Source organism: Lacticaseibacillus jixianensis, assembly GCF_003946485.1.
Lineage (GTDB): Bacteria > Bacillota > Bacilli > Lactobacillales > Lactobacillaceae > Lacticaseibacillus > Lacticaseibacillus jixianensis.
This window is the reverse complement of sequence record NZ_RHOJ01000013.1, coordinates 50,284-72,281: the sequence shown is the minus strand read 5'-3', so window position 1 is coordinate 72,281 and position 21,998 is coordinate 50,284. Positions and strand designations below refer to the sequence as shown.

Annotated in this window: 20 protein-coding genes and 1 riboswitch; of the genes, 15 read left to right on the top strand and 5 right to left on the bottom strand. The window is 56.3% G+C overall.

The genetic code is table 11. The annotated features are described in order from the left end of the window. Positions 1 to 521: 521 nt before the first annotated feature. The 4 genes from EKM85_RS06805 to EKM85_RS06790 all read right to left on the bottom strand — a co-directional run bounded on the left by EKM85_RS06805 (position 522) and on the right by EKM85_RS06790 (position 3,924). Positions 522 to 899, bottom strand: coding sequence for a type II toxin-antitoxin system RelE/ParE family toxin (locus EKM85_RS06805; protein WP_125585520.1), 378 nt, complete (start codon positions 897 to 899; stop codon positions 522 to 524). Positions 900 to 914: 15 nt separating this feature from the next. Then, the gene (locus tag EKM85_RS06800; protein ID WP_125585519.1) at positions 915 to 1,253 is read right to left on the bottom strand and encodes a type II toxin-antitoxin system RelB/DinJ family antitoxin; all 339 of its coding nucleotides are present in this window, start codon (positions 1,251 to 1,253) and stop codon (positions 915 to 917) included. Between the two features lie 327 nt (positions 1,254 to 1,580). Beyond that, positions 1,581 to 2,324 carry an amino acid ABC transporter ATP-binding protein gene (locus EKM85_RS06795; RefSeq protein WP_125585518.1) on the bottom strand — a complete coding sequence of 248 codons (744 nt, stop codon included), beginning with the start codon at positions 2,322 to 2,324 and terminating at the stop codon, positions 1,581 to 1,583. 13 nt (positions 2,325 to 2,337) lie between these two features. Continuing rightward, positions 2,338 to 3,924 (bottom strand): ABC transporter permease subunit, encoded by a 1,587-nt coding sequence (locus EKM85_RS06790; protein ID WP_125585517.1) that lies wholly within the window; start codon positions 3,922 to 3,924, stop codon positions 2,338 to 2,340. A gap of 119 nt (positions 3,925 to 4,043) precedes the next feature. Beyond that, positions 4,044 to 4,213: riboswitch (Lysine riboswitch) on the bottom strand. 962 nt (positions 4,214 to 5,175) lie between these two features. Between EKM85_RS06790 and EKM85_RS06785 the strand changes: the two genes are divergently transcribed. The 9 genes from EKM85_RS06785 (at position 5,176) to EKM85_RS06745 (ending at position 13,670) form a co-directional block, all read left to right on the top strand. After that, on the top strand, positions 5,176 to 6,153 hold the full coding sequence (locus tag EKM85_RS06785) for a mannose/fructose/sorbose PTS transporter subunit IIA (RefSeq protein WP_125585516.1): 978 nt from the start codon (positions 5,176 to 5,178) through the stop codon (positions 6,151 to 6,153). 42 nt (positions 6,154 to 6,195) lie between these two features. Continuing rightward, positions 6,196 to 7,017, top strand: a complete 822-nt coding sequence (locus tag EKM85_RS06780) for a PTS mannose/fructose/sorbose transporter subunit IIC (RefSeq protein WP_125585515.1) — start codon at positions 6,196 to 6,198, stop codon at positions 7,015 to 7,017. 18 nt (positions 7,018 to 7,035) lie between these two features. Next, positions 7,036 to 7,968: a PTS system mannose/fructose/sorbose family transporter subunit IID gene (locus tag EKM85_RS06775; protein ID WP_125585514.1), complete on the top strand. Its 933-nt coding sequence runs from the start codon at positions 7,036 to 7,038 to the stop codon at positions 7,966 to 7,968. Positions 7,969 to 8,238: 270 nt separating this feature from the next. Continuing rightward, positions 8,239 to 8,631, top strand: a complete 393-nt coding sequence (locus EKM85_RS06770) for a DUF956 family protein (RefSeq protein WP_125585513.1) — start codon at positions 8,239 to 8,241, stop codon at positions 8,629 to 8,631. Between the two features lie 568 nt (positions 8,632 to 9,199). Beyond that, entirely contained in the window at positions 9,200 to 10,054 is an 855-nt protein-coding gene (locus tag EKM85_RS06765; protein ID WP_125585512.1) for a hypothetical protein, read from the top strand. 12 nt (positions 10,055 to 10,066) lie between these two features. Further along, positions 10,067 to 11,053: a hypothetical protein gene (locus EKM85_RS06760; RefSeq protein WP_125585511.1), complete on the top strand. Its 987-nt coding sequence runs from the start codon at positions 10,067 to 10,069 to the stop codon at positions 11,051 to 11,053. Then, positions 10,986 to 11,744 (top strand): hypothetical protein, encoded by a 759-nt coding sequence (locus EKM85_RS06755; protein WP_125585510.1) that lies wholly within the window; start codon positions 10,986 to 10,988, stop codon positions 11,742 to 11,744. The genes EKM85_RS06760 and EKM85_RS06755 overlap by 68 nt, the downstream gene beginning before the upstream one ends. 10 nt (positions 11,745 to 11,754) lie before the next feature. Next, the gene (locus EKM85_RS06750; RefSeq protein WP_125585509.1) at positions 11,755 to 12,654 is read left to right on the top strand and encodes a hypothetical protein; all 900 of its coding nucleotides are present in this window, start codon (positions 11,755 to 11,757) and stop codon (positions 12,652 to 12,654) included. Further along, entirely contained in the window at positions 12,654 to 13,670 is a 1,017-nt protein-coding gene (locus EKM85_RS06745; protein WP_125585508.1) for a hypothetical protein, read from the top strand. Before EKM85_RS06750 ends, EKM85_RS06745 begins: the two co-directional genes overlap by 1 nt. Positions 13,671 to 13,837: 167 nt before the next feature. On the opposite strand, the gene EKM85_RS06740 is transcribed toward EKM85_RS06745, so the two are convergent. Next, positions 13,838 to 14,965, bottom strand: a complete 1,128-nt coding sequence (locus tag EKM85_RS06740; protein ID WP_125585507.1) for a DUF1643 domain-containing protein — start codon at positions 14,963 to 14,965, stop codon at positions 13,838 to 13,840. A 274-nt stretch (positions 14,966 to 15,239) separates the two neighbouring features. Here EKM85_RS06740 and EKM85_RS06735 point away from each other — a divergent pair, with 274 nt between their 5' ends. The 6 genes from EKM85_RS06735 to dltB all read left to right on the top strand — a co-directional run bounded on the left by EKM85_RS06735 (position 15,240) and on the right by dltB (position 21,813). Then, entirely contained in the window at positions 15,240 to 15,992 is a 753-nt protein-coding gene (locus tag EKM85_RS06735) for a hypothetical protein (RefSeq protein ID WP_125585506.1), read from the top strand. A 364-nt stretch (positions 15,993 to 16,356) separates the two neighbouring features. Beyond that, entirely contained in the window at positions 16,357 to 17,049 is a 693-nt protein-coding gene (locus EKM85_RS06730) for a response regulator transcription factor (protein ID WP_125585505.1), read from the top strand. After that, the gene (locus EKM85_RS06725) at positions 17,042 to 18,427 is read left to right on the top strand and encodes a sensor histidine kinase (RefSeq protein WP_125585504.1); all 1,386 of its coding nucleotides are present in this window, start codon (positions 17,042 to 17,044) and stop codon (positions 18,425 to 18,427) included. Before EKM85_RS06730 ends, EKM85_RS06725 begins: the two co-directional genes overlap by 8 nt. A gap of 525 nt (positions 18,428 to 18,952) precedes the next feature. Continuing rightward, entirely contained in the window at positions 18,953 to 19,090 is a 138-nt protein-coding gene (locus EKM85_RS06720) for a teichoic acid D-Ala incorporation-associated protein DltX (protein WP_125585503.1), read from the top strand. Positions 19,091 to 19,096: 6 nt separating this feature from the next. Then, positions 19,097 to 20,605, top strand: coding sequence for a D-alanine--poly(phosphoribitol) ligase subunit DltA (gene dltA, locus EKM85_RS06715; protein WP_125585502.1), 1,509 nt, complete (start codon positions 19,097 to 19,099; stop codon positions 20,603 to 20,605). After that, complete coding sequence (gene dltB, locus EKM85_RS06710; RefSeq protein ID WP_125585501.1) at positions 20,605 to 21,813, top strand: D-alanyl-lipoteichoic acid biosynthesis protein DltB; 1,209 nt, start codon at positions 20,605 to 20,607, stop codon at positions 21,811 to 21,813. Before dltA ends, dltB begins: the two co-directional genes overlap by 1 nt. The last annotated feature ends 185 nt before the right edge of the window (positions 21,814 to 21,998 follow it).

The window sequence follows — 21,998 nt, the reverse complement described above, 5'->3', positions numbered from 1 at the left end:
TTGTTTGTTTTAGCTAACAACATTATCAATCTAAATCCCCGTGTCGACAATCTAGGGGGTCACTTCATATTATCTAGCCTGGTGCTTTACTCGCAAAGCGAGTGAAGCGCCAGGCGTAGCTAGCCACTCCCGCGTTGTCGACCCGCAGCCCGATTAAACCAAGGTGCGTAGGGTTCGCGCACTTAGCGGGACAGCTAACCTAGCTCAAGGCATTGCCGGTGAACTTTGCCGGCGAGGCCTTGAGCGTAGTTAGATGCTCCCGCGTTGCGAACCCGCAGCCCGATTACGCCAAGGTGCGTAGGGTTCGCGCACTTAGCGGGACAGCTAGCCTAGCCTGCCGCATTGCCGCCGTACTTTGCCGGCGAGGCCTTGAGCGTAGCTAGCCACTCCCGCGTTGTCGACCCGCAGCCCGATTACACCAACCTAGGTCCGCCGCTCTTTACCGCCGGGTCTTGAGGTCAATAAAAAGCCGCAACGCTCACCAAATTCTTGGTGCTCGGTTGCGGCTTTTTAGTAGCTCGCTACTGAAATAAATCTGCGTGCGTTCCAATATCGATCAGAATAACTAGGTTCTGTTTGAGCACTGGGCAATAAACCAGAAGATTGTCACCATTATGCCCGTCAAAATGGAGGTCAATAACACGAATTGGGCCGTGCTCTGAGCCAACGGCACGCTTAATTTCCTGCATTAAGCGCTTCGAAGGGGTAATTGGGTGAGGGTAAAAATAGCTTGGAATTGGCTGGCCGAAGATGAGGCAATTTAGGATAAAATCCCATGCTGGCAATTTGGTCCCCTCAAAATTTGAGGGCTTGGCGAAGATCCGATCCCAATGACCAACGCGCCTGACTTGCTTAAAGTGCTTCTTGAAGTTGTGCGTAGGCACGATGGTGTTACGCATGGGTTGGCCTCATTTCTATTTCAAAAGCTCTTTGTTCAAGGATTCTGCATTGGTATAGCCTTTGAGATCTTCTTTACCAGCGAGAAAATCGGCTGCTTCTTTAATAGAAGATTCAAGTTGTGCGTTTGGCGTTTCGAACCTTAGCTTAATATTCCCTTGAGCTGCGTTTGCAACCATTATCCTGGTGTATTCCGAAAGCGTCAATCCTTGGGCTTTCAAATTGTCCTCGGCTTTTTTCTTTGTCTCGTGATCGATACGAACCTGAATTCGGTCTTTGATCGCCATGGCAATCACCTCACTTTTTTGTACTCCAATTGTAGCACATATGGCTAATAAAATGTCGGTGATCTTCATAGGGGGGAGCGTCGTCGAAGTATTTGTTCGTCTACTATATAATGATTTCGTCCTTTGGCACTTTTTCCCTCAGCAAACATTGTCATATCCAAATATCGACTACGCCTTGGCCTTATCGCTTGAAACTGGCGCTTATAAGAGACAGCGCTCCCGGTGCGAAAGAGTCAAAAAGTAGGTGAGACAAAACGGCTTAATCGCGTTCCCCAAAGCAGCCCAGACGCGAAAGCACCCCGCCGTCGCGATTCGTCCTTCGAATCGTGATGGCGGGGTGCTTACGTTTTAGGTGGAAACCACTTTAGGGCTCAGCCTATTCGCAGCCGGCCTAGCCTAAATCCGGCTCAGGTACCGCTTAAGGAAGTCCTGGGTGGCCTGGTGCTGGGGATGGCCGAACAGCTCGTCCGGGGTGCCGGTTTCCTCGATGACGCCTTCGTGCATGAAGACGACGCGGTCGGACACGTCGCGGGCGAAGGCCATTTCGTGGGTGACGATGATCATCGTCAGGCCGGTGTGGGCCAGGGCGGTCATGGCGTTTAAGACGTCGTCGACCATTTCGGGGTCAAGCGCGGAGGTCGGCTCGTCGAACAGCAGGACTTCCGGATCCATGGCCTCGGCGCGGGCGATGGCTACGCGCTGCTGCTGGCCGCCGGAAAGCTGGGCCGGCTTGGCGTTGATGAAGGGGTCCATGCCCACCGTGTTCAGCAGGTCCAGGGCGTGCTTTTTGGCGTCCTCGGGGCTGCGCTTCAGGACGGTCTGCTGGCCGACCATGACGTTTTCCAGCACGGTCAGGTTGTTGAACAGGTTGAACGACTGGAACACCATGCCCACGTGGGCGCGGTACAGCGGCAGGTTGAAGTCATCGGTGAGGATGCTCTGGTTATGGAACAAAATGTCGCCGGCGGTCGGGGTCTCGAGCAGGTTAATGTTCCGCAGCAGCGTCGACTTCCCGGAGCCGGAGCGGCCGATGATCGAGATGACCTCGCCTTTTTCAACGGTGAAGTTGATGTCCTTCAAGACCTCGTGGCTGCCGAAGGACTTCTTCAAATTACGTACTTCAATGATGGGTTCTGACATATTAGGGTCCTCCTTACTTGATCGTCGGGGTCTCGACTTGCATCTGGTTGTTCATCACGTTGTAGTTCTTCGGGCCGTCCATGTGCTTTTCGACGATCCGGAAGAGCCGACTGATGGTGAACGTCAGCAGCAGGTAGATGCCCGCCACGACCAGGTAGGTGTGGAAAAACTGGAAGTTCTGCCCGGCAATGGTCTCGGCGCTGAAGAACAGCTCGGAGACGGAGATGACGGACAGCACCGACGTGTCCTTGATGTTGACGATGAATTCGTTGGTGACGGCCGGCAGGGAGTTGCGGATCGCCTGCGGCAGGATGATCTTGGTCATCGTCTGCCAGTGGGTCATGCCCAGCGCGTGGGCGGCCTCGAACTGGCCCTCATCCACGGAGGTGATCCCGCCGCGGATGATTTCGGAGATGTAGGCCCCGGTGTTGATCGACACGATGAACAAGGCGGCGACGGTGCGGTCCATGTTGACGTGGAAGGCCAACGCGGCGCCGTAGTAGACGACGGCGGCCTGCACGATCATTGGCGTGCCGCGGAAGACTTCAATGTAGACGGCCAAAAGCCAGTTGGCGACGGCGCGCAGGCCGCGCTTGCCGCGGGTCTTGGGCCGCGGGGTGGTGCGGGCGATGCCGACCAGCAGGCCGATCAGGAAGCCGACGACCGTGCCGATCAGGGAGATCAGCAGTGTCATGCCGGTCCCGCGCAGCAACATCGGGCCGTACTGCTTGAGCAGGGCGAGCAGCCAGTTGCCCTGGCTGGTGGTTTCCGGCTGGTTGGCAACGGCCTCGTTCATCAGCTGATCGCGCTGCTTTTGCGAGATCTTGGCCAGCTCGGCGTTGATCTTGGCCTTGTCCGGGTCGTTCTTGCGGACCCCGATGGCCAGGTCGACGTCCTCGGGGTTGGTCTTGAAGCCGTTGGCCTTGGAGAAGCGCAGGTAGGTCAGGTCCGGGTTGGCGTTTTCCGCCGTGATCCCTTCTGGCACTTCGGAGACGTAGCCGTCGATGGTGCCGGATTCCAGGGCCACCCGCATCGCCGGGAAGTTATCCATGGCGGGCTCTTTGATGGCGCCCTTCATCTGCTTGATGGCCTGGTAGTGGAAGGTCGACAGCTGGGCCGTGATCTTCGCATTTTTAAAATCGCGGATGCTCTTGGCCTTGGCGAACTTGCTGTCGCGGCGCACCACGACGGTCAGCTTGCTGGCGTAGTAGGTGTTGGTGAAATCGATGGTCTTGCGGCGCTCAGGTGTCGGGCTCATGCCGGCGATGATGGCGTCGATCTTGCCGGAGGTCAAAGCCGGCGGCAGGCCGTTCCAGGACGTCTTGACGACGACGACCTTTTTGCCGAGGGCCTTGGCGACCTTCTTGGCCATCTGCACGTCGTACCCGTTGGCGTAATCGGCGCTGCCCTGGATCTTGACGGCGCCGTTGGCCGCGGTGTTTTGTGTCCAGTTGAACGGCGCGTAGCCGGCCTCCATGCCGACCTTGAACGTGCCGCCCGCCGCCTGGACGGGATTAGCTTGACTGGTTGATGCTAGGCCCGCCGCGACGGCGAGCAGTGCCAGGCCGCTGACAAGGCGACCCCAAATGTGCTTCTTCATGATGTAAAAACTCCCTTCGTGTTGTCCCAGGTTGCCCCGGTGAACCACGCGGGAAATAGAGAAGTAAAAAGGCCGACCTATAAGTGAAATAGGCCGACCGATGATTTCAGTGGTTAAACCAGAATCATAGCGCTCCGAAGCTAGGCTTCGACAGTCCAGCGGGTTTCCCCAACTGGCCCAACGTGCCCTGCCCCTGCGGCAAGGTACGTTTCGGCGGATTCGCTTACGGCTGATTCATCGTGACAGGCACTCCTCAGCGTTCGTCGTTTCCGCGACCTCTATTTCTTAGTGGTGTATTTAATTGTCGCTTGCAAGTGTAATGTTCTGGGGATCTTCTGTCAAGCCAATTGGAAAAGGGGGCGGGCAGGACGGCCTCCGCAGGGAGGGGGCTGGAACGCAGTGGGCACCGCTTCGAGCCTCGCTTTGCGAGTCTCTCAGTCGGGCCACCTTGTAGGCGATAAATCGCCAACAAGGTTTTCACTGCTGAGCCCCCTCCCTGCTCCGGCCGTCCGGCCCTTGGCGCCCATCATACACGCCCGGCTCTTGGCAGGGCGCCCCTGCGAGTAGGTTGCCACATCAGTGAAATACGGCAAGCTAGTCGTGCGAGGCAGTAGTGATTGACATTGTACGGTCACGGGGATGGTCGATAGGCGACGGCCATTCATATCTGCCCTGCCTCCATATGCAAGGCAGGAAGATTAACTAACCGAAAATTTGCGGGTACCTCTGGAGCGGTGGATTTTGGTTGCAGGTGGGACCGAAAGAGGGCAAAGCCAAGCTGCCTAGGCTTGTTGCGGGACTTGCCAAGTCAAGCCGGTTAGTATTCCAGAATCTTAGGGGTCCGAATTGATGGGGTTAACAACTTTGCTGAGTTCTGAGCAAGGGGAGAAAATTCGGTTAAGCGAATTTTATTTATGTGTCATCGGATTATTGTCTTATCAAGACACTGACGAAGGATGCTGGTTTTAGGCCGGCGTTGCCGATATTACGGACATTGGTACGCGTTTTATAGACAATTGGTTCGACCAATGCCGAAGCAATAAAAAACTTGATAAAAATTTTATGCGCCCGACGCCGTGACTTGACTCATGTTTCATGAAAACGGACAACATTTCGCGTCACTAATCCTTTGCAATCGCCACCATTTTTGTTCATACTAGCCTTCGGAAAGGGAAAGCAAGGCCTAGTTTTGCGCTAGAACTGAGTGTCAGCGCTTCCCTTGACCAAAATAAATATAGGAGGCGACAAACAATGGTCGGAATCATCCTTGCTAGCCACGGCGATTTTGCCAAAGGCATTATGCAATCAGGTCAGATGATCTTCGGTGAACAGCAGAACGTTCAAGCAGTAACGTTCCAGCCCAACGAAGGCCCAGACGACTTGAAAGCACACCTCGAGGAAGCCATTGCGAAGCTCGACTCAGATGACCAAGTCCTGTTCCTTATCGATTTGTGGGGCGGCTCTCCGTTCAACCAGTCCAATGGGTTGTTCGAGGCACACAAAGATAAGTGGGCGATCGTCACTGGGTTGAACCTACCAATGCTCATCGAGGCATACGGTTCCCGTTTGTCCATGGATTCAGCGCACGAGATTGCAGCGCACATTATTGAGTCAGGTAAAGACGGTATCAAAGTCAAGCCTGAAGAGCTTGCACCAAAGGCGGCGCCAGCAGCAGCTGCTGCTAAGCATGTCAGCGGCGGCAAGCCAGGGAAGATGAGCTACGTTCTGGCTCGTATCGATTCCCGTCTGCTCCACGGCCAAGTTGCGACCGCATGGAGCAAGGAAACCAATCCTACTCGTATCATTGTCGTTTCAGACGGCGTTGCGCACGACAAGCTGCGTAAGTCCTTGATCACCGAGGCGGCACCAAGTGGTGTCAAAGCGCACGTTATCCCGATCGATCAGATGATCAAGATCGCCAAAGACGACAAGCACTTTGGTGGCGAACGTGCTCTTCTATTATTCGAAACACCGGAAGACGCGAAGAAAGCCATCGATGGCGGCGTACCGCTGACTGAGCTCAACGTTGGCTCAATGGCGCACTCCGTTGGTAAAGTTCAGCCGAACAAGGTCCTGGCGTTTGACCAGACCGATATCGATACGTTCAAGGCGCTTGAAGAGCAAGGAATCAAGTTCGATGTCCGCAAAGTCCCAACCGACAGTAAGGACAACATGGATACGATCCTGAAGAAGGCGCAAGACGCGCTGAACGCTCAGAACAACAAATAGAAATAGTTTATATTCCTAATTTAATTTAAGGAGGATATTCACATGGATTTGAACTTTCTTCAAATCATCGGGGTCCTCATCGTGGCGTTCCTGGCAGGGATGGAAGGGGTTCTTGATGAATTCGAATTCCACATGCCAGTTGTAGCGTGCACGCTGATCGGTCTGGTAACAGGCCAGCTTCTTCCTTGCCTGATCCTTGGCGGGACCTTACAGATGATCGCCCTTGGCTGGGCAAACGTTGGTGCCGCGATCGCGCCTGACGCGGCGTTGGCTTCTGTCGCTTCTGCTATTATTTTGGTTCTTGGTGGCCAGGGCCGCGCCGGAGTTAACTCCGCGATCGCCCTTGCCGTTCCGCTGGCCGTTGCCGGCCTGCTGCTGACCACTTTGGTCCGCACACTTGCTACCGCGGTTGTCCACTTGATGGACCACGCGGCTGAAGAAGGCAGCTTCAAGATGCTGGACTTCTGGCAGTACGTTGCCATTGCCATGCAGGGTCTGCGGATCGCGATCCCTGCCGGCTTGATCCTGGCCGTTGGTGCCGGTCCTGTTCGTTCCCTGCTTGGCCTCATGCCTAAGTGGTTGACGGATGGCCTGGGCATCGGTGGTGGCATGGTCGTTGCCGTTGGGTACGCCATGGTTCTGAACATGATGGCGACGCGCGAAGTATGGCCATTCTTCATCATCGGTTTCGTTTTGGCTACCATTTCCCAGTTGACGCTGATCGGGCTTGGCGCGATCGGTATCTCCCTGGCGCTGATCTACCTGACCCTGTCCAAGATGGGCGGCTCTTCTAGCAGCAATGGCGGTTCTTCCGACAACAATGGCTCCGGCGATCCAGTCGGCGACATTATCGACAATTATTAGTGAAGGAGGGAGAAAATAATGGCTGATTCAATCGAAAAAACACCAAACAAGTACGTTTTGACCAAGTCTGACCGGATCAAGGTCTGCTGGCGTTCTACCTTCCTTCAGGGTTCATGGAACTACGAACGTATGCAAAACGGTGGTTGGGCATACTCCTTGGTCCCAGCGATCAAGAAGCTGTACCCAGCTAAGGAAGACCGGATCAAGGCGTTGAAGCGTCACATGGAATTCTTCAACACCCACCCGTACCTGGCTTCTCCAGTTATCGGTGTTACCCTGGCCCTCGAAGAGGAACGCGCTAATGGCGCGCCAATCGACGACGTTGCCATTCAGGGGGTTAAAATTGGGATGATGGGCCCGCTGGCCGGTGTCGGCGACCCAGTCTTCTGGTTTACCGCTCGTCCGATCCTTGGTGGGCTGGCTGCCTCCTTGGCCCTTGCCGGGAACATCATGGGCCCAATCATTTTCTTCGTGGTCTGGAACCTGATGCGGGTAGCCTTCATGTGGTACACCCAGGAATTCGGCTACAAGGCCGGGTCACGGATCGCGGACGACATGTCCGGGACCTTGCTGCAGGATGTCACCAAGGGTGCTTCCATCCTCGGGATGTTCATCCTGGGTTCTCTGATCAACCGTTGGGTTACGGTTAAGTTCACCCCAATCGTTTCCAAGATCACGCAGCAAAAGGGTGCTTACATTGACTGGAACTCCCTGCCAAAGGGCTCTGCCGGGATCAAAGAAGCGTTGACCCAGCAGGCTGGCGGCATGGCGCTGGACAAAGTTAAGGTCACCACGCTGCAAAGCAACTTGGATCAGTTGATCCCTGGCCTGGCAGCGCTGCTGCTGACCCTGCTGTGCATGTGGCTCCTCAAGAAGAAGGTTTCCCCAATCATCGTTATCCTGGGCCTCTTCGTTGTTGGTATTGTCTTCCACATCTGGGGTCTCATGTAACATCAGACCGATTGACCTCGGAGCAGATGCTCCGGGGTTTTTTTGTAAGGTGTGTAGGGTTCGCGCACTTAGCGGGATGGGCAGCCTAGCCTGAGGCATTGCCGGCGTTTTTTGCCGGCGAGGCCTCAGGCGTAGCTGACCACTCCCGCGTTGCAAACCCGAAACCCGATTAAGCAAGGCGTGCCAGCGCACGGCGTCGGCCCTGATTTTGCCCAAACCACCGGAACGAGTGACGTATAATTAAAGAAAAGTGCTGAAAGAGGGATATTGATGCAAGAGCCAGTGAAGTCGATCAATACCAAGGTGGATCTCACCGTCGACGCGACGTCCTACATGGGGATCGCGGATTACGGCAAGATGATGGTGGGTGACCGCGGTCTGGAGTGGTTTGCCGATCGCAACGTGCAAAAGTACATTCAGATCCCGTGGACCGAGGTCACTTTTGTTGAGGCGACGGTGATGTTCCGCGGCAAGTACATTCCTCGCTTCACCGTCCACACGAAAAAAAGCGGGGCCTTCCCGTTTGCGACGCGTGATCCCAAGCGGACCTTGCGCGCGATCCGCGAGTACGTGGACCCCAAGAACATCGTCCAGTCGCGGACTTTCCTCAAGATCGTCGGCGGGTATTTGAAGAACATTAAGGCGAGGTACTTTACAAAGTAAGGTGCGAAGGTTCGACGTATTTAGCGGGATGATTTGCCGCTCCGCATGTCAGCCTGTATGCCATGAATGGCAACAGGCTGATCATAGCTCAGGACATTGTCGCCGAACTTTGGCGACGAGGCCCTGAGCGTAGCAAATCACTCCCGCGTTGTCGAACCGTAGCCCAGTTAAGGTGCGAAGGCGGGCGCTCTTAGCGGGATGGGTAGCCTAGCCTGGCGCTTTACTCGCAGAGCGAGTGAAGTGCCGGGCGTAGCTACACACTCCCGCGTTGCCCGCCGCAGCCCAATTACACCTCCCAAGCGTCTCTGCCATTTTGGCAGGGGCGCTTTTTTGGTGTTCTCGATGATTCGCCTGGAGGTGAGAGGGGGATAGGCCGGGCAAGAATTCTTTGCGTTGCCAAGCTACCGTTTCGTGAACAGTAGCTGCTTATTTCAGCGACCAATACGCCATGGGAGCGCGTCAGACCAGGATTCAGCTGCCTAATAATAATTTGCCAGAATACTTTACAGAAACTGTGCCTGGCAAAATACTTCAACTTGTCACGATGGTGGCATGAGGAGGTCGGCTGATGCGGACATTAACTTATACGATGACCATTCGTAAGGCCATTGCAATTGAAACGGCGCTGCGGCGGCTATCCGACAGATTTGCGGTCGTGTTCTATCCCGCATACAAGAACCGACGCGGCGTGAGTTACATGGCGCAGATCATGGTGAGTTATCGCAGTGAGGGCAAGGAAGTCATTGTGTGGGATTCACTGCAGATGGGCCTACAATCGCCGTATTTCCGCGATGCCCGCAAAGGCCCGCTGAACGTCCCGAAGGCTTTACTGAACGCGGCGCTGAAGACGATCGAGACCCTTAGCCAGAGCTATTCTGCTGAGCGGTATCAGACGCTGGCTGCAGACGAGCCCAATCCGCTGGCGGTCGCTGTGAATGAGAGGACGATTCCCGCTCTTTTGAAACGAGTTGAGGAAAAGCAGGCCGAACTAGCTAAACGTCGCAAAAGCGTGGCGCTTGAAGATGTTGTCAGCTTAACCGCGTTGCGGGGCTATTGTGCCACACGCCTCGCAGAGGAGGACGACTGGCATGGAGGCAGGATCGTGCTACCGGTCATCGAGTTGTCGCTGCGTCCGGGATGTCCCGACGAGCGCCAGGTCATGTTGTCAGGCTATGAAGCGGTCATGGCACGAGCAGTCACGCCGATGAATGCCGAATGGCAGGGGGCGATCCCGCTGCTACCAGGCGAGCCGATGCTGTCCTTGACTAATTCACTAGGCTTCGACGCAGTATTGAGCCACAACGGCGGGCGGCGTTGCGATGTCTTACGGTTAGGAACTACCGCAGACGTTTGGCGCGCGTTTGATGGGCTGCAGCAACTCGAGCGCAGGTTCGAGCCGCTGGGTGATGGCAGTTTGTTATAGGGAGGTAAGGGGATGATCTCACTAGATTTTGCGTTTCAGTTGGACCAAGCGCTTAAGAAAATCGTTTCGCGCGTCTACGTCATCTATGACCCGCCATACCGAGACCTGCGTAACACGGTGGTGCCATCAGGCTATGAAATCTGGGTGAGCGATCCCGATGATGTTTCGGAAGCAGCCCGGTACTTTAACTCAGATAATCCTGAGGGACTGGGAGCGCCGGCGATCTCAGCGAAGCGCCTCGCCATGCTGGCCGCCGTGCACCAGCGCTTCCGGGATGAGTATCAAGCCGCAAAGACGGCCATCTCGCTGCCAACCGTGGCATCGATTGAGCGTGACGGGAGTTATCACGGCGTCCGAGTTGATGGCTTAACGGCTGAGCAGGTGGCGCAGCGGATACGAGAAGATGATGACGCCGCGGCGGCTCGCACTTGGTCAGGGGCTGAGGCCATGTTCGACTTGGCGGTGCTAACTGAGGTCGTGTTAAAGCAAGTTCAACGTCAGGTGACAGGCGACTGGTTAATGCCATTAAATCCGAATCCAGTTGTCTTACCGGGTGAAGAAGTGTTCGGTGATCCATTGCCCCTGACGGTTTTCAGGCCCGGATTTGCCGAAGCATTTGCCGCTCACAGCATCGCTAGGTTTGCCGCGGCAAAGATCGTCCCTGAAGCACACCTGAGTTCAGGCATCATTTCCGATCAGGATGTCTACGTTAAGCTTCAGCTGCCATCGGGAATTGCCTATCTGGTGCGGGCAATGGGCCCGTATCAGCCACTGCGAAAAGAACCGGTGGTGAGGCTGCTGGTGCCACGCGCCGCGGCATTTTATCGGTGGTTGAAGATACCGGCGGTGATCGAACAGGCGGGCGAGGGCTGGCAGTGGGCGGAGCAAGTAGATGGAACAATTCACATTACCCCAAAGGAGGTGCCAGCAGTTGAAAGAGACCCTCAAGATGACCCTTTCAGCGGTGCTGATGCTGGACCGGCAGATCAAAGCGATTGACCCGACGCGATATTTGGTTTTTGAGCCGGCAACTGCTGATACACCACCGAGTTACACGGTTTGGCAAGAAGGGCAGGCGGTGGCGATCGCGCGGCATTTTGACTGTGCTCAGCTGGGCGCCTTCTATGCGCCTGACGCGTATGTGCCAGACGAAACCGTGGTGCCGCACGTCCCGGTGCGCGTGGATCAGCTGACGGCAGCGCAGCAAGCGCGGTGGACGAGGATTGGGCAGCAGCAACTTGCCGAGCGTGCCGCGAATCATCAGGTACGGACGCTGCTGGATCTAGGCGCGGTGCGGTGGTATTTCACCCATGTCTTTGTCTGGCCCCGGCAGGATGTGGGCGAGCGCGTCGCCCAGCGCGGCGTTTTTCACCTGAACTGTGCTAATGCCCCGGCTTGCGCCATGCTCCGTCAAGGCGCGCCGCAACGCTTTGCGACTCAGGCGGTGGCGGCGACCCGCCCCTGGCTCATGCTTGGCGCGCACGCAACCGTCTCTTGGCAGTTTAATGGCGCAACACCAGCCATGACGACGAATTACGGCGACTATTCGCTCGCGATGTACGAGGACCATGGATTACATCTTGTCGTTCTAGGCATCGCCCAGTTTGTCGAGGCACTGGGATTAGTGCCGCAGTGGCAGACGCTTGGGTGGGCGTATCGGCGCCGGTATGGTGGGTTTGAACTTTACTAGGAGGATCGAAATGATGAAGATACTGTTTAGCCAAGCAGTGCAGATGCAAGAGGCGATGCGGATGATCGACGAGCGCCTGCGGGTCGCCTTTTGGCCCGACTATCGAAACCAGCGAGGCGTGCACTATCCGGCCCATTTTGCCGTGTACTATACCGACCAGTTGAATCACCTCTGGCTGCTGTGGGAGCCGCGAGCAGTCCACGACGAGGAACTGCGCCAGTCGCTGGCCCATTTGAATAACTCGCCTTTTCTTGATACAAAGCGCGTGCTAAAGGCTTGTGCCGAGACTTTTGGCAGGGATGAACACAGAGAAGAATTCTTACCCGATCCGGTCGAAGGTGAGGCGGGAAAGCCTGTGTGGGTCAGTGAGCTGAGCGTAAGGGAAGAACGGCGTAAGATTGCTGAGCTGCAGGCGCCAGCACGAAAGAAGGTCTCAGGCACTCGACTGGCGAGTTACTTCAGTGACAGCGCGCTGAAAAGCGTATGCATTAGCCTTGCCCAGCGCTTAGATGACACGCTCCCCGGGACAATCACACTGAGTCTGCAGCCGGGAAGCAGCCTGATGGGCCTCATCGCTCCGGACTGGCAGGCGCACTTTACCCAAGACGCCGTGCGGAAGGTCGATGATGACCGCGTCGGTGCGGTGGTTGTTCCGCAGCGGACCTTGGCGGCTTGGTGCCTTGACGCCGGCATTCATGCCGCAATCGTTAAAGACGGGGCAATGTTTAAGCTGATCATCGCCGACGCTCAGCGGTTATTGGAGAAGCTAGGGCTGTGGCAGAAGTCTTTTGTGGTCAATCGTGATCAAAGCATCTGGCTGAACAACTGTGCATGGCTGGATGGGGATGATCCTTGGGATGATGACGATGATGAGCCAAAGCAGGATGATGACGAAGAGGAGGAAGACTGATGTATACACTTGACAGTGCGATGGCGTTTGACGCGGCGGTCAAGAAGGTGTCCAGGCGCCTGTTTGTTAAATACTGGCCGGCCTATCGCGATGTTCAGGGCCACCTGGAACTGCCCAAGGTGTCACTTTGCCTTGAAAACCCGGATGATCCTGATCAGGCTGAGGTCATTTACGACCGGATGCCCCCTAATTTGTTTGAGGAACCCAAAACGTATCTGATGGATAAGGCTCATCAGCAAGCCCTGCACGCCGCGATCAAAGCCTTCAAGGGCGAACCGATCGCGCAGTTCATTTCGCCCTCAGACGTTAAAAGCGAGAAAGGTTGCCAGCCGCTGCGGATCGATACGATGATGAAGGATGGCGACGTGATATCAGTGCGGCCAGGGATCGCTGATCACGTCATTGCGGCCCACGAAACGGTGACGTGGGAAGCATTGACGGCTTACCTTCGCGATTCAGTGTTGTCCGCCCTGTGGTATCGTACGCTCACTAGTGGTCGGCTCGTGCCGCCTTACCGTTCCGTCAACCAGGCCGACAGTTTTATCATGCTCAGCACCGAGTGCGAGCAGGCCTTCAACGAATTCTTCGATGACCACTCGGTGATCCGGACCCAGGACTACAATGTGGCAACGCAGGCGGTGGCTAAAGGCTCGCGCCAACACCTGCTCAGTCAATTGACCCAGCCTGGGTTCCCGGGCAGCTTTATGAAGACGTCTCCCGGGGGCATGGTGATCGCAGCTGGGCGGCCGACCCTTAAGGCGAAACATGGTGACGGCGGGGTGTACATCGTCCGGGAAGCCCTCTCAGCGCGAGCGACCGTAGTGCGGCGTTACCGAGTCTTCCTCGTGGGAGCGCCGGCGATGGCCGAAGAATGGGGCCTTCCGCGGCAGCTGCGACTGGATGGCTATGGCTATCAGGTCGATGACCAAGGCGACTTTGTGATCAGCGGTAGGCGAGAAGACCGCGCAGGGACGGGCTTTGCAGAGCCGGATCCACAGCCTGTTCCTAAGTTGTAAGTAACAGAAAGAGACCCCCTTTAATTTTGAAAGGGGGTCTTATTATTGGCTCCTAGTTAGACGCATCGGGGCGTACTTTTTATGCCGCCAGTCGCAGCAACGTTTAAACAACTTTAGCGGCATGAGTGAATTAAGATCTTATATCAGTTTTTCTACGCTGGTATTAATTATAATCTCTCTCTTAAACCGCCGTCTTGCAGTTGAGTACTATCTTCGTCCCACAAAATATCTGAGGGTTCTCCTTTACTATTGAGCTGTATTCCAATTGGATTGGGTAGCCCATTTGCTGCTGCGTCTATTTTCGTAGTTGCGGAGGGGTGGCGGGAATATCCGTAAGTCTTGGAACTCTTTAGAATTATCGTTGATAACAAGCGATGTTTGGGATTATTAACGTCACCTTTGCAAGGGGTGGTGACTATCTCCATGATTTTTTTATATTGGTCCAGTAAAATTAGTTGCGCATCTTTTCCCATAGATTTGGTTTTCCCATCGATGGTGGGGCTGTTAGCACCATCGATTGCCCCGGTCGCAATCATCACGTCATAGTTAATTTGATGGTCATCTAGTTCTTTTATGACATTACTGATGATTCTGCGATTTAAGGAAAGATGGCCAGGGGAGTGAATGATATTCGCGCAATTAAGCTTGATATGCTTTTTCATTTCCTCCGCTGTTATCTCGGTTGTCTGGCTATCCGTCTCCGCAGATAGATGACCGTCGCCCGCCCTCTCTTCAATCGGGAGTCGAATGGATTCCTTGCGATACATCACGTTCTCAATACTGTTGCTGATATCATCGACGTACCCTCTCAAGCGAATAACTCCACGAGTAACAACGGGGAGTAAGTTAAGGATGATAATGTGATTGTAGTGGTCAAGCTTCGAATTTAACAGGTGGGCCGCAAGATTAGCCGTGGTATCGGCTTCAATAACATTGGCCGAGCTTGGGTTTTTCATCAATAAAACGAGTACTTCATCGGCATCCTTAATCGACTTTTTCTGCTTGATCTCTAGAACATAGCGTCTGTAATTTGTGGCAAGAATGCTCTTTCTTTCTTTGCCTACTTTATCTTTCTTAACGGTCTCGTAGTACACCATCTGATTCTTGTTTGCTGAATCGGTTCCGGCAAGCTGTCGTAAATAATAGTTGCCTTTCCAGATTTTGAGCTTTGCATACTGCTTGGACGTGCTTAGTTGGCTACCGTCTACCCAGATATTAGTATCATTGAAGTCTATGTTATACGTCCACGTTTCTGAAACGTCTCCCGGCTTGGAATCGTCAAATAATTTAATCATGTGGGTGTCCTTTCTGCCTTAAGTGGCAGTACTATAATTCAGTCACACAACCTACCGAGTTCGAAATAAAGGCGCACAGGCGAAAATCAGATAGGGCGTCTCATCTAATTATATCGTAAATAAGACTTTTAGTTATTATAGTTTTACTGATTTTCTTGTTGATAGCGTCTTCCAGTTCTCTGATAGAACGTGCTGTAGTAATGCGATCTTACTGCTTAAGTTTTTTACTTCCACCTTGCTACACTTGTTATGAAGGTATCGAGGTCAGTTTTATGTGGAAGGAGAAATTCACATTCGTCAGAAAAAGAATCGTCAACGGCGGCATAACCTTCTATGGGTGGTTGGGTCCGGGTTTGTGGTCGCGATATTTGGCCTCACGGTCGCGGTGGCATTTCTCAGTCAGCAAAATAATGAGTTGAGAACGGAGCAATCAGCCGTGCCAGTGAAATCTGATAATCACTCCGCGTCAGAACGTAGAGAATCACTTGAGAAATCAAGCAGCAAAGGGAGTGCTAAGGCGACCGAGCGCTTTGAGGAAAGCCGTGACGTCTCGGCGCGCGAGGATGGCAGTAGGATTTTAACCACGCATGATCAGTGGGCAAGATTCTCATATTTAGATGGTATTTACAAAGAATCTGGCGAGTCTATTCGAACCGCTGGTGTTCGCTTTATAGATGGGACCTTTTTCGTTCCAACTGCGACTGGTAACGAAATTTGTCAGATGACCGATATCATTGTGCATCCGGATGGCAGTATTGTTGTGCACGGCATTGGAAAACTGACCGATGCAGAGAACCAGCAGTTTGATTTCTATCCGGTCTTTCTTATCGTTCCTGCGGGGGCAATAGTGGAAAAAAACTGGCAGACTGGGGTCCCCATACGGGATCTTACGCTTCCTTCAGCGCGGCGGCTGGCGTTTGGCACGCCGTCAACAGATGGCGGGAGAAACTATGATTTGACCCCGGCATACGACGAGTTTGCAAAGCACGAGGCTGCGTTCAATTTTACTACCCTGAGTGATTCTTAAGTGTTATCAAAGCTGATAATAGAGGCTTGCCGAAAGGTCTAATGATGATGGATCCGGACAGTTGCAAAGTTGTCTATAATGATGAGGATGAGCGGTCCTGATCACTGGAATGAAATCCACCTATTTGTTTCTGACACGGCTTACAGTATTGGCATGAGAAATCATCCGAGCATCCAGCGCCGACAGTATCTCGGAACTGGATGCTGTTTTCGTGTCATTATACCGAGGTAAAGAAGACAAACACTTGTTTTTCTTTTCTGAAACCCATAAGGTCATGCGATAACCTTAAATAACAGAAGTGTTAGCCGGATCAAGGCAGCAGCGTGTTAGACTGATGGGCGGATGTGTGAAAGGAGTGGCTTCTTTGGCAGCAACGATCCTCTTAGTCGAAGACGAGGCGGGCTTGATCTCGTACTTGGATTCCGAATTGCATTTTGAAGGGTACACGGTGCTCACCGCGCAGGACGGGCAGGCCGCCTGGGACATTTGGCAGGCCAACCAGCAGACGATCGATCTGATCCTGCTGGACTGGATGATCCCCAAGCTGGACGGGCTGGAGGTCATGCGCCGCGTGCGCAAGACCTCGACGGTGCCGATCATGATGATGACCGCGCGCGATTACGTCGGCGATAAGGTGGCGGGCCTGGACAACGGGGCCGACGATTACCTCACCAAACCCTTTGAGATCGAGGAGCTGCTGGCGCGGATCCGCGTGCTGATCCGGCGGTGGCGGCCGGCCGCGCCAACGGACTATCAGGTCGGGGACCTGACCCTGGACACGAAGGCACGCCAGGTGCGCCGGGCCGGTCAGCTGGCCCAGCTGACGCAACGGGAGTACGACCTGCTGCTGGCGTTGATGCAGCATCCGGGCGAGGCGCTGTCCCGCGACCAGCTGCTGGATGCCGTGTGGGGCACCGAGTTTGACGGCCAGGCGAACATCGTGGACGTCTACGTGCGCTACCTGCGGCAAAAGCTGGCGCGCCCCGGCGCACCGGACTTGATCCAGACGGTGCGCGGCGTGGGATACATGCTGGAGGAGACGGGCGCTCATGCGTGATCGGAGTAGCAGCGCGGCCAGAATGACGCGGGCCTTTAACAGCCTGATCATCGGGCTGATGCTACTGATTTTTGTTGCGATGATCGGCGTGGTCGGCGGCCGCCTCGTCAAGAACAAGCACGATGATTCCGTGCAGGTGATGCGCACCCTGAAGCGCTCGTTTGCCAGTAACCAGCCGAACTGGCAGTACTGGCGTGACAACGCCCCGCTGAACACGCGGCTGACTTTCGTGCGCGTGCAGGTGCGGCGGCCGGACGGGCGCATCGTGGATTATTACTCGCGCCACACCAAGGATTTTCTCACCGATACGCTCAGCACGTGGTCGTTATTCTCCAACGTGCAGTACCAGCGCGGCCAGGGGGTCTACTACCACATGCAGTCCGTGGAAAAGGACGCGGGGTGGCGCATCACCTATGACGTCTGGCTGAGCCTGAACAACATGATTGACATTTTCAAGCTGATCTTCCTGATGACCCTGCTGGTGTCCGCGTTCGGCGTGGTCGCCGGGACCTGGGGCACCAGGCTGCTGGCGCGGCGGCTCAACGGGCCACTGGTGGCGCTGACGACCGCCACGAAGACGATCACCGACCGGCAGGACGCCAACTACCACGAGCGCCTGCCTGTGCCCGAGGAGCCGGAGGAGGTGCACGAGCTGTCCCTGGAGTTCAACCGCCTGCTGCACTCGCTGAACGAGCAGGTGATCCGCGACAACCAGTTCGTGTCCGACGCCTCCCACGAGCTGCGGACGCCCCTGACCGCCATTCGCGGCCACGTGGCGCTGCTCAAGCGGCACGGCCAGGCGCACCCGGAGCTGATCCCGGATTCGCTGGCGGTCATCGATGACGAGTCAATGAAAATGCAGCGGCTGATTGAAAGCCTGCTGGCGCTGTCGCGGATGGATCACGCCAAGGTCCAGGTCGCGGCCATTGACGTGGCGGGCCTGGCGCGCCGCGTGGTGGCGCGCTTTCAGCAGCAAAGCCGCCAGCAGCTTGAGGTGTTGCTCCCGGATAAGCTCTTGGCCTTGGCCAACGCGGAGAGCCTCGAGCACGCCTTATTGGCCCTGCTGTCCAACGCGAACAAGTACGCGCCGGCTAACACTGTTGTCACAATCGCGGGCGAGCAGCACGGCCGCCGCGTCGAGCTGAGCGTGGCCGATCGCGGCCCCGGCATTCCGGATAACGAAAAAAAGCGCGTCTTTGACCGCTTCTACCGCCTGGACGCTTCCCGGTCTAAAGCCATTTCCGGCACCGGCTTGGGCCTGGCGATCACCCGCCGACTCATCACCCTGAGCGGCGGCACCATCACCGTGCTGGACAACCACCCGCAGGGCAGCCGCTTCGTCATCACCCTCAAGGCCCCCAATTCTGAAAATCTCTAATCTTCAATTTAGAAACCTTTCCTGAAAACACCGGCGATGCCCACTAGAATGTGGGCATCGCCTTTTTTTGTAAGGAAGGTGCGGAGGCGGGCGCACTTAGCGGGATGGGTAGCCTAGCTCGCGGCATTGCCGCCGTACTTTGGCGGCGAGGCCGTGAGCGTAGCTAGCCACTCCAGCGTTGCCCGCCGCAGCCCAGTTAAGGTGCGCAGACTTGGCGGTTTTAGGGGGACAGCTAGCCTAGCCACAAGCATTGCCGCCGTACTTTGGCGGCGAGGCTTGTGGCGTAGCTAGATGCTCCCCCGTTGCCCGCCGCAGCCCGATTACAAGGAAGGTGCGGAGGGTCGACGGTTTTAGCGGGATGATTTGCCTAGCTCGGTGCGTTGAAGCCGTACTTTGGCTTCGGCGTGCCGAGCGTAGCAAATCACTCCCGCGTTGTCGACCCGCAGCCCGATTAAGCCGCGGTCCTAGCCCAGCCACAACCCTCACCGCATCACCAACCTGCCTCATCCAAAGGAGTTCCCATCCATGAAAACATTTTTCACGCGCCCCGGGGTGCGCTTCGCGTTAAAGACCCTGTTTTACGCGGCGATCCTGCTGACGCTGGTGTACCTGTACAGTTACCGCGGCGTCACCGGCGGCCACTTTATCTACAACGAGTTTTAGGAGGCCATTATGAAATCTCTGATTCAAATGATCGATGAAATTGCGCTGTCGCATCCGGACTGGCCGGCGGTCAATGACCGAGGCGTGATCAAGACCTACGGCGAGCTCAAGGCCGCCTCGGACGGCATCGCCGCCTCGCTGATGGCAAGGCAGCTGCCGGCCAAGGCGCCACTTTTGGTCTACACGGACCAGAGCTTTGCGGCGATCGCGACGTTCCTCGGCTGCGTCAAGGCGGGCCACGCCTACATCCCCGTCGACAGCCACTCGCCAAACGACCGGCTGACCATGATCGAGGCCATCGCGCACCCGGCGCTGGTGCTGGCGACGATCCCACTGCCGCTGGCGCTGAAAACACCAACGGTCGAAGCGAGCGCCTTGGCCGCCATGATGCAGGAAAAGGCGGCGGCCCACAACGTCGCGCTGGCCGCAGATGACAATTTTTACATCATCTTCACCAGCGGCACGACCGGCCAGCCGAAGGGGGTCCAGATCTCGCACGCCAACCTCATTTCGTTTGTGGCCTGGATGGCGAGCTTCGACCTGCCGCGGCGGCCGCGCTTCTTGGCCCAGGCGCCGTTCTCCTTCGACCTGTCGGTGATGTCGCTGTACCCGACGCTCACTGCGGGCGGCTGCTTGCAGATCCTGCCGAAGGAAAAAACGGACAACCTGAAGACGCTGTTTGAGACGCTGCCGCATTTACCCGTCGACGTGTGGGTCTCCACCCCGAGCTTCGTGGACATCTGCCTGCTGTCGCCGCTGTTTGACGCGGTCCACTACCCGGCGTTAAAGCAGTTCTACTTCTGCGGCGAGGAGCTGACCCACGCCACGGCCGAGAAGCTGCGCGCACGGTTCCCGCAGGCCAAGCTCTACAACACGTACGGCCCCACTGAGGCGACGGTCGCGGTGACCGCCATTGAGATCACGGACCAGGTGCTGGCGGATTACGCGCGGCTGCCGATCGGCTACGCGAAGCCCGACACCACGATGACGCTGGTGCCCGGCACCGCCCGCGAGCAGGACGATCAGCAGGTCGGCGAGCTGGAGATCATTGGCCCGAGCGTCTCGAAAGGCTACTTGAACCGCCCGGAGAAAACGGCGGCGGCCTTTGCCAACACCCACGGGCTGCGCGGCTACCGCACCGGCGACCTCGGCTACATTGCTGAGGACGGGCTGATCTTCTACCGCGGCCGGACCGATTTTCAGATCAAGCTGAACGGCTACCGCATCGAGCTGGAGGAGGTGGACCACTACCTGAACCAGGCGCCGATGATCCGCCAGGCGGTGGCGGTGCCCAAGTACAACGCCGAGCACAAGGTCCAGCAGATGCTGGCCTACGTCGTGCCGGCACCCGGCGAAGAAGGCGGCCTCGCTTTGACCAAAAAGATCCGCACCCACCTGCAAGGCGTGATGATGCCTTACATGATCCCGCAGCGCTTCATTTACCGCGACACCCTGCCGCTGACGCAAAACGGCAAGGTGGCGGTCAAGGCGCTGATCAGTGAGGTCAACGCCTGATGCTGAATTTACAACCCTACGCCGATCCGCAGTACTTCCTGCTGCTCATCCTCGGCCTGCTGCCGGTGATGGTCGGCCTGTACCACGGCCACCGCTTGAAAAGCTACGAGACGCTGATCTCGCTGGCCTTCATCATCGTGATGTTCACTGGCGCCAAATGGCACGAAGGCGTGGCGCTCATCTGCTACATTCTGTGGCAGCTGGCCTGGGTCTTCGGCTACACGCGCTACCGCAAGCAGCACAACCAGACCGGGGTGTTCGTCTGCGCGGTGCTGGCCAGCATCCTGCCGCTGGTGGTCGTCAAGCTGACCCCGGCCGTGGCGCTGCACCCATCGCTGCTTGGTTTCTTGGGGATCTCGTATCTGACCTTCAAGGCCGTGCAGGTGATCATGGAGCTGCGCGACGGCACCATGAAAGACGTGCAACTGATGCCGTTTCTGCGCTTCATGCTGTTCATGCCGGTGCTATCCAGCGGCCCGATCGACCGCTACCGCCGCTTTCAAAAGGACTACGCGAACGTCCCGGCGCGCGCGCAGTACGTGACCATGCTGGGGCGGGCGACGTGGTACCTGTTTTTGGGCTTCTTTTACAAGTACATCCTTGGCTACCTCTTCGGGACCGTCATGCTGCCGCGGGTCGAGCGGGCGGCGCTGATCATGCGGCACCTGTACTGGCTGGGCCTGAGTCCGGCGCTGATCGGCGTCACCCTCGTTTACTCGATGTACCTGTTCTTCGACTTTGCCGGATACTCGCTGTTCGCCGTGGCCACCAGCCTGGTGCTCGGCATCGACACGCCGATGAACTTCAACCGCCCGTTTCAGGCGCACAACATCAAGGACTTCTGGAACCGGTGGCACATGACGCTGTCGTTTTGGTTCCGCGACTTCATTTTCATGCGGGTGACCTTCTTCATCATGAAGCACAAGCTGATCAAAAAGCCGGTCCGGGTCTCCCAGGTCGCGTACCTGATCAACTTCCTGATCATGGGCTTCTGGCACGGGGTGACGTGGTACTACATCACGTACGGCCTCTTCCACGCCGCGGCGATCATCATCAACGACATCTGGCTGCGCTTCAAGAAAAAGCACCGCAAGCAGCTGCCGCACAACAAATGGACTGAGGCTTTGGCCATCGCGACCACCTTCACAGTGGTGTGCTTCAGCTTCCTGATCTTTTCGGGGTTTTTGGACAGGCTGTGGTTTAAGTAAGGCTGCGGAGCACTGGCGCTCTTAGCGGGATGGGTAGCCTAGCACCCGGCATTGCCGCTGTACTTTAGCGGCGAGGCCGGGTGCGTAGCTAGCCACTCCCGCGTTGCCAGTGCGGAGCGCAACTAATAAGGCTGCGGAGGTGAGCGCCCTTAGCCCGACGCCTAGCCTAGCTCAGCGCATTGCCG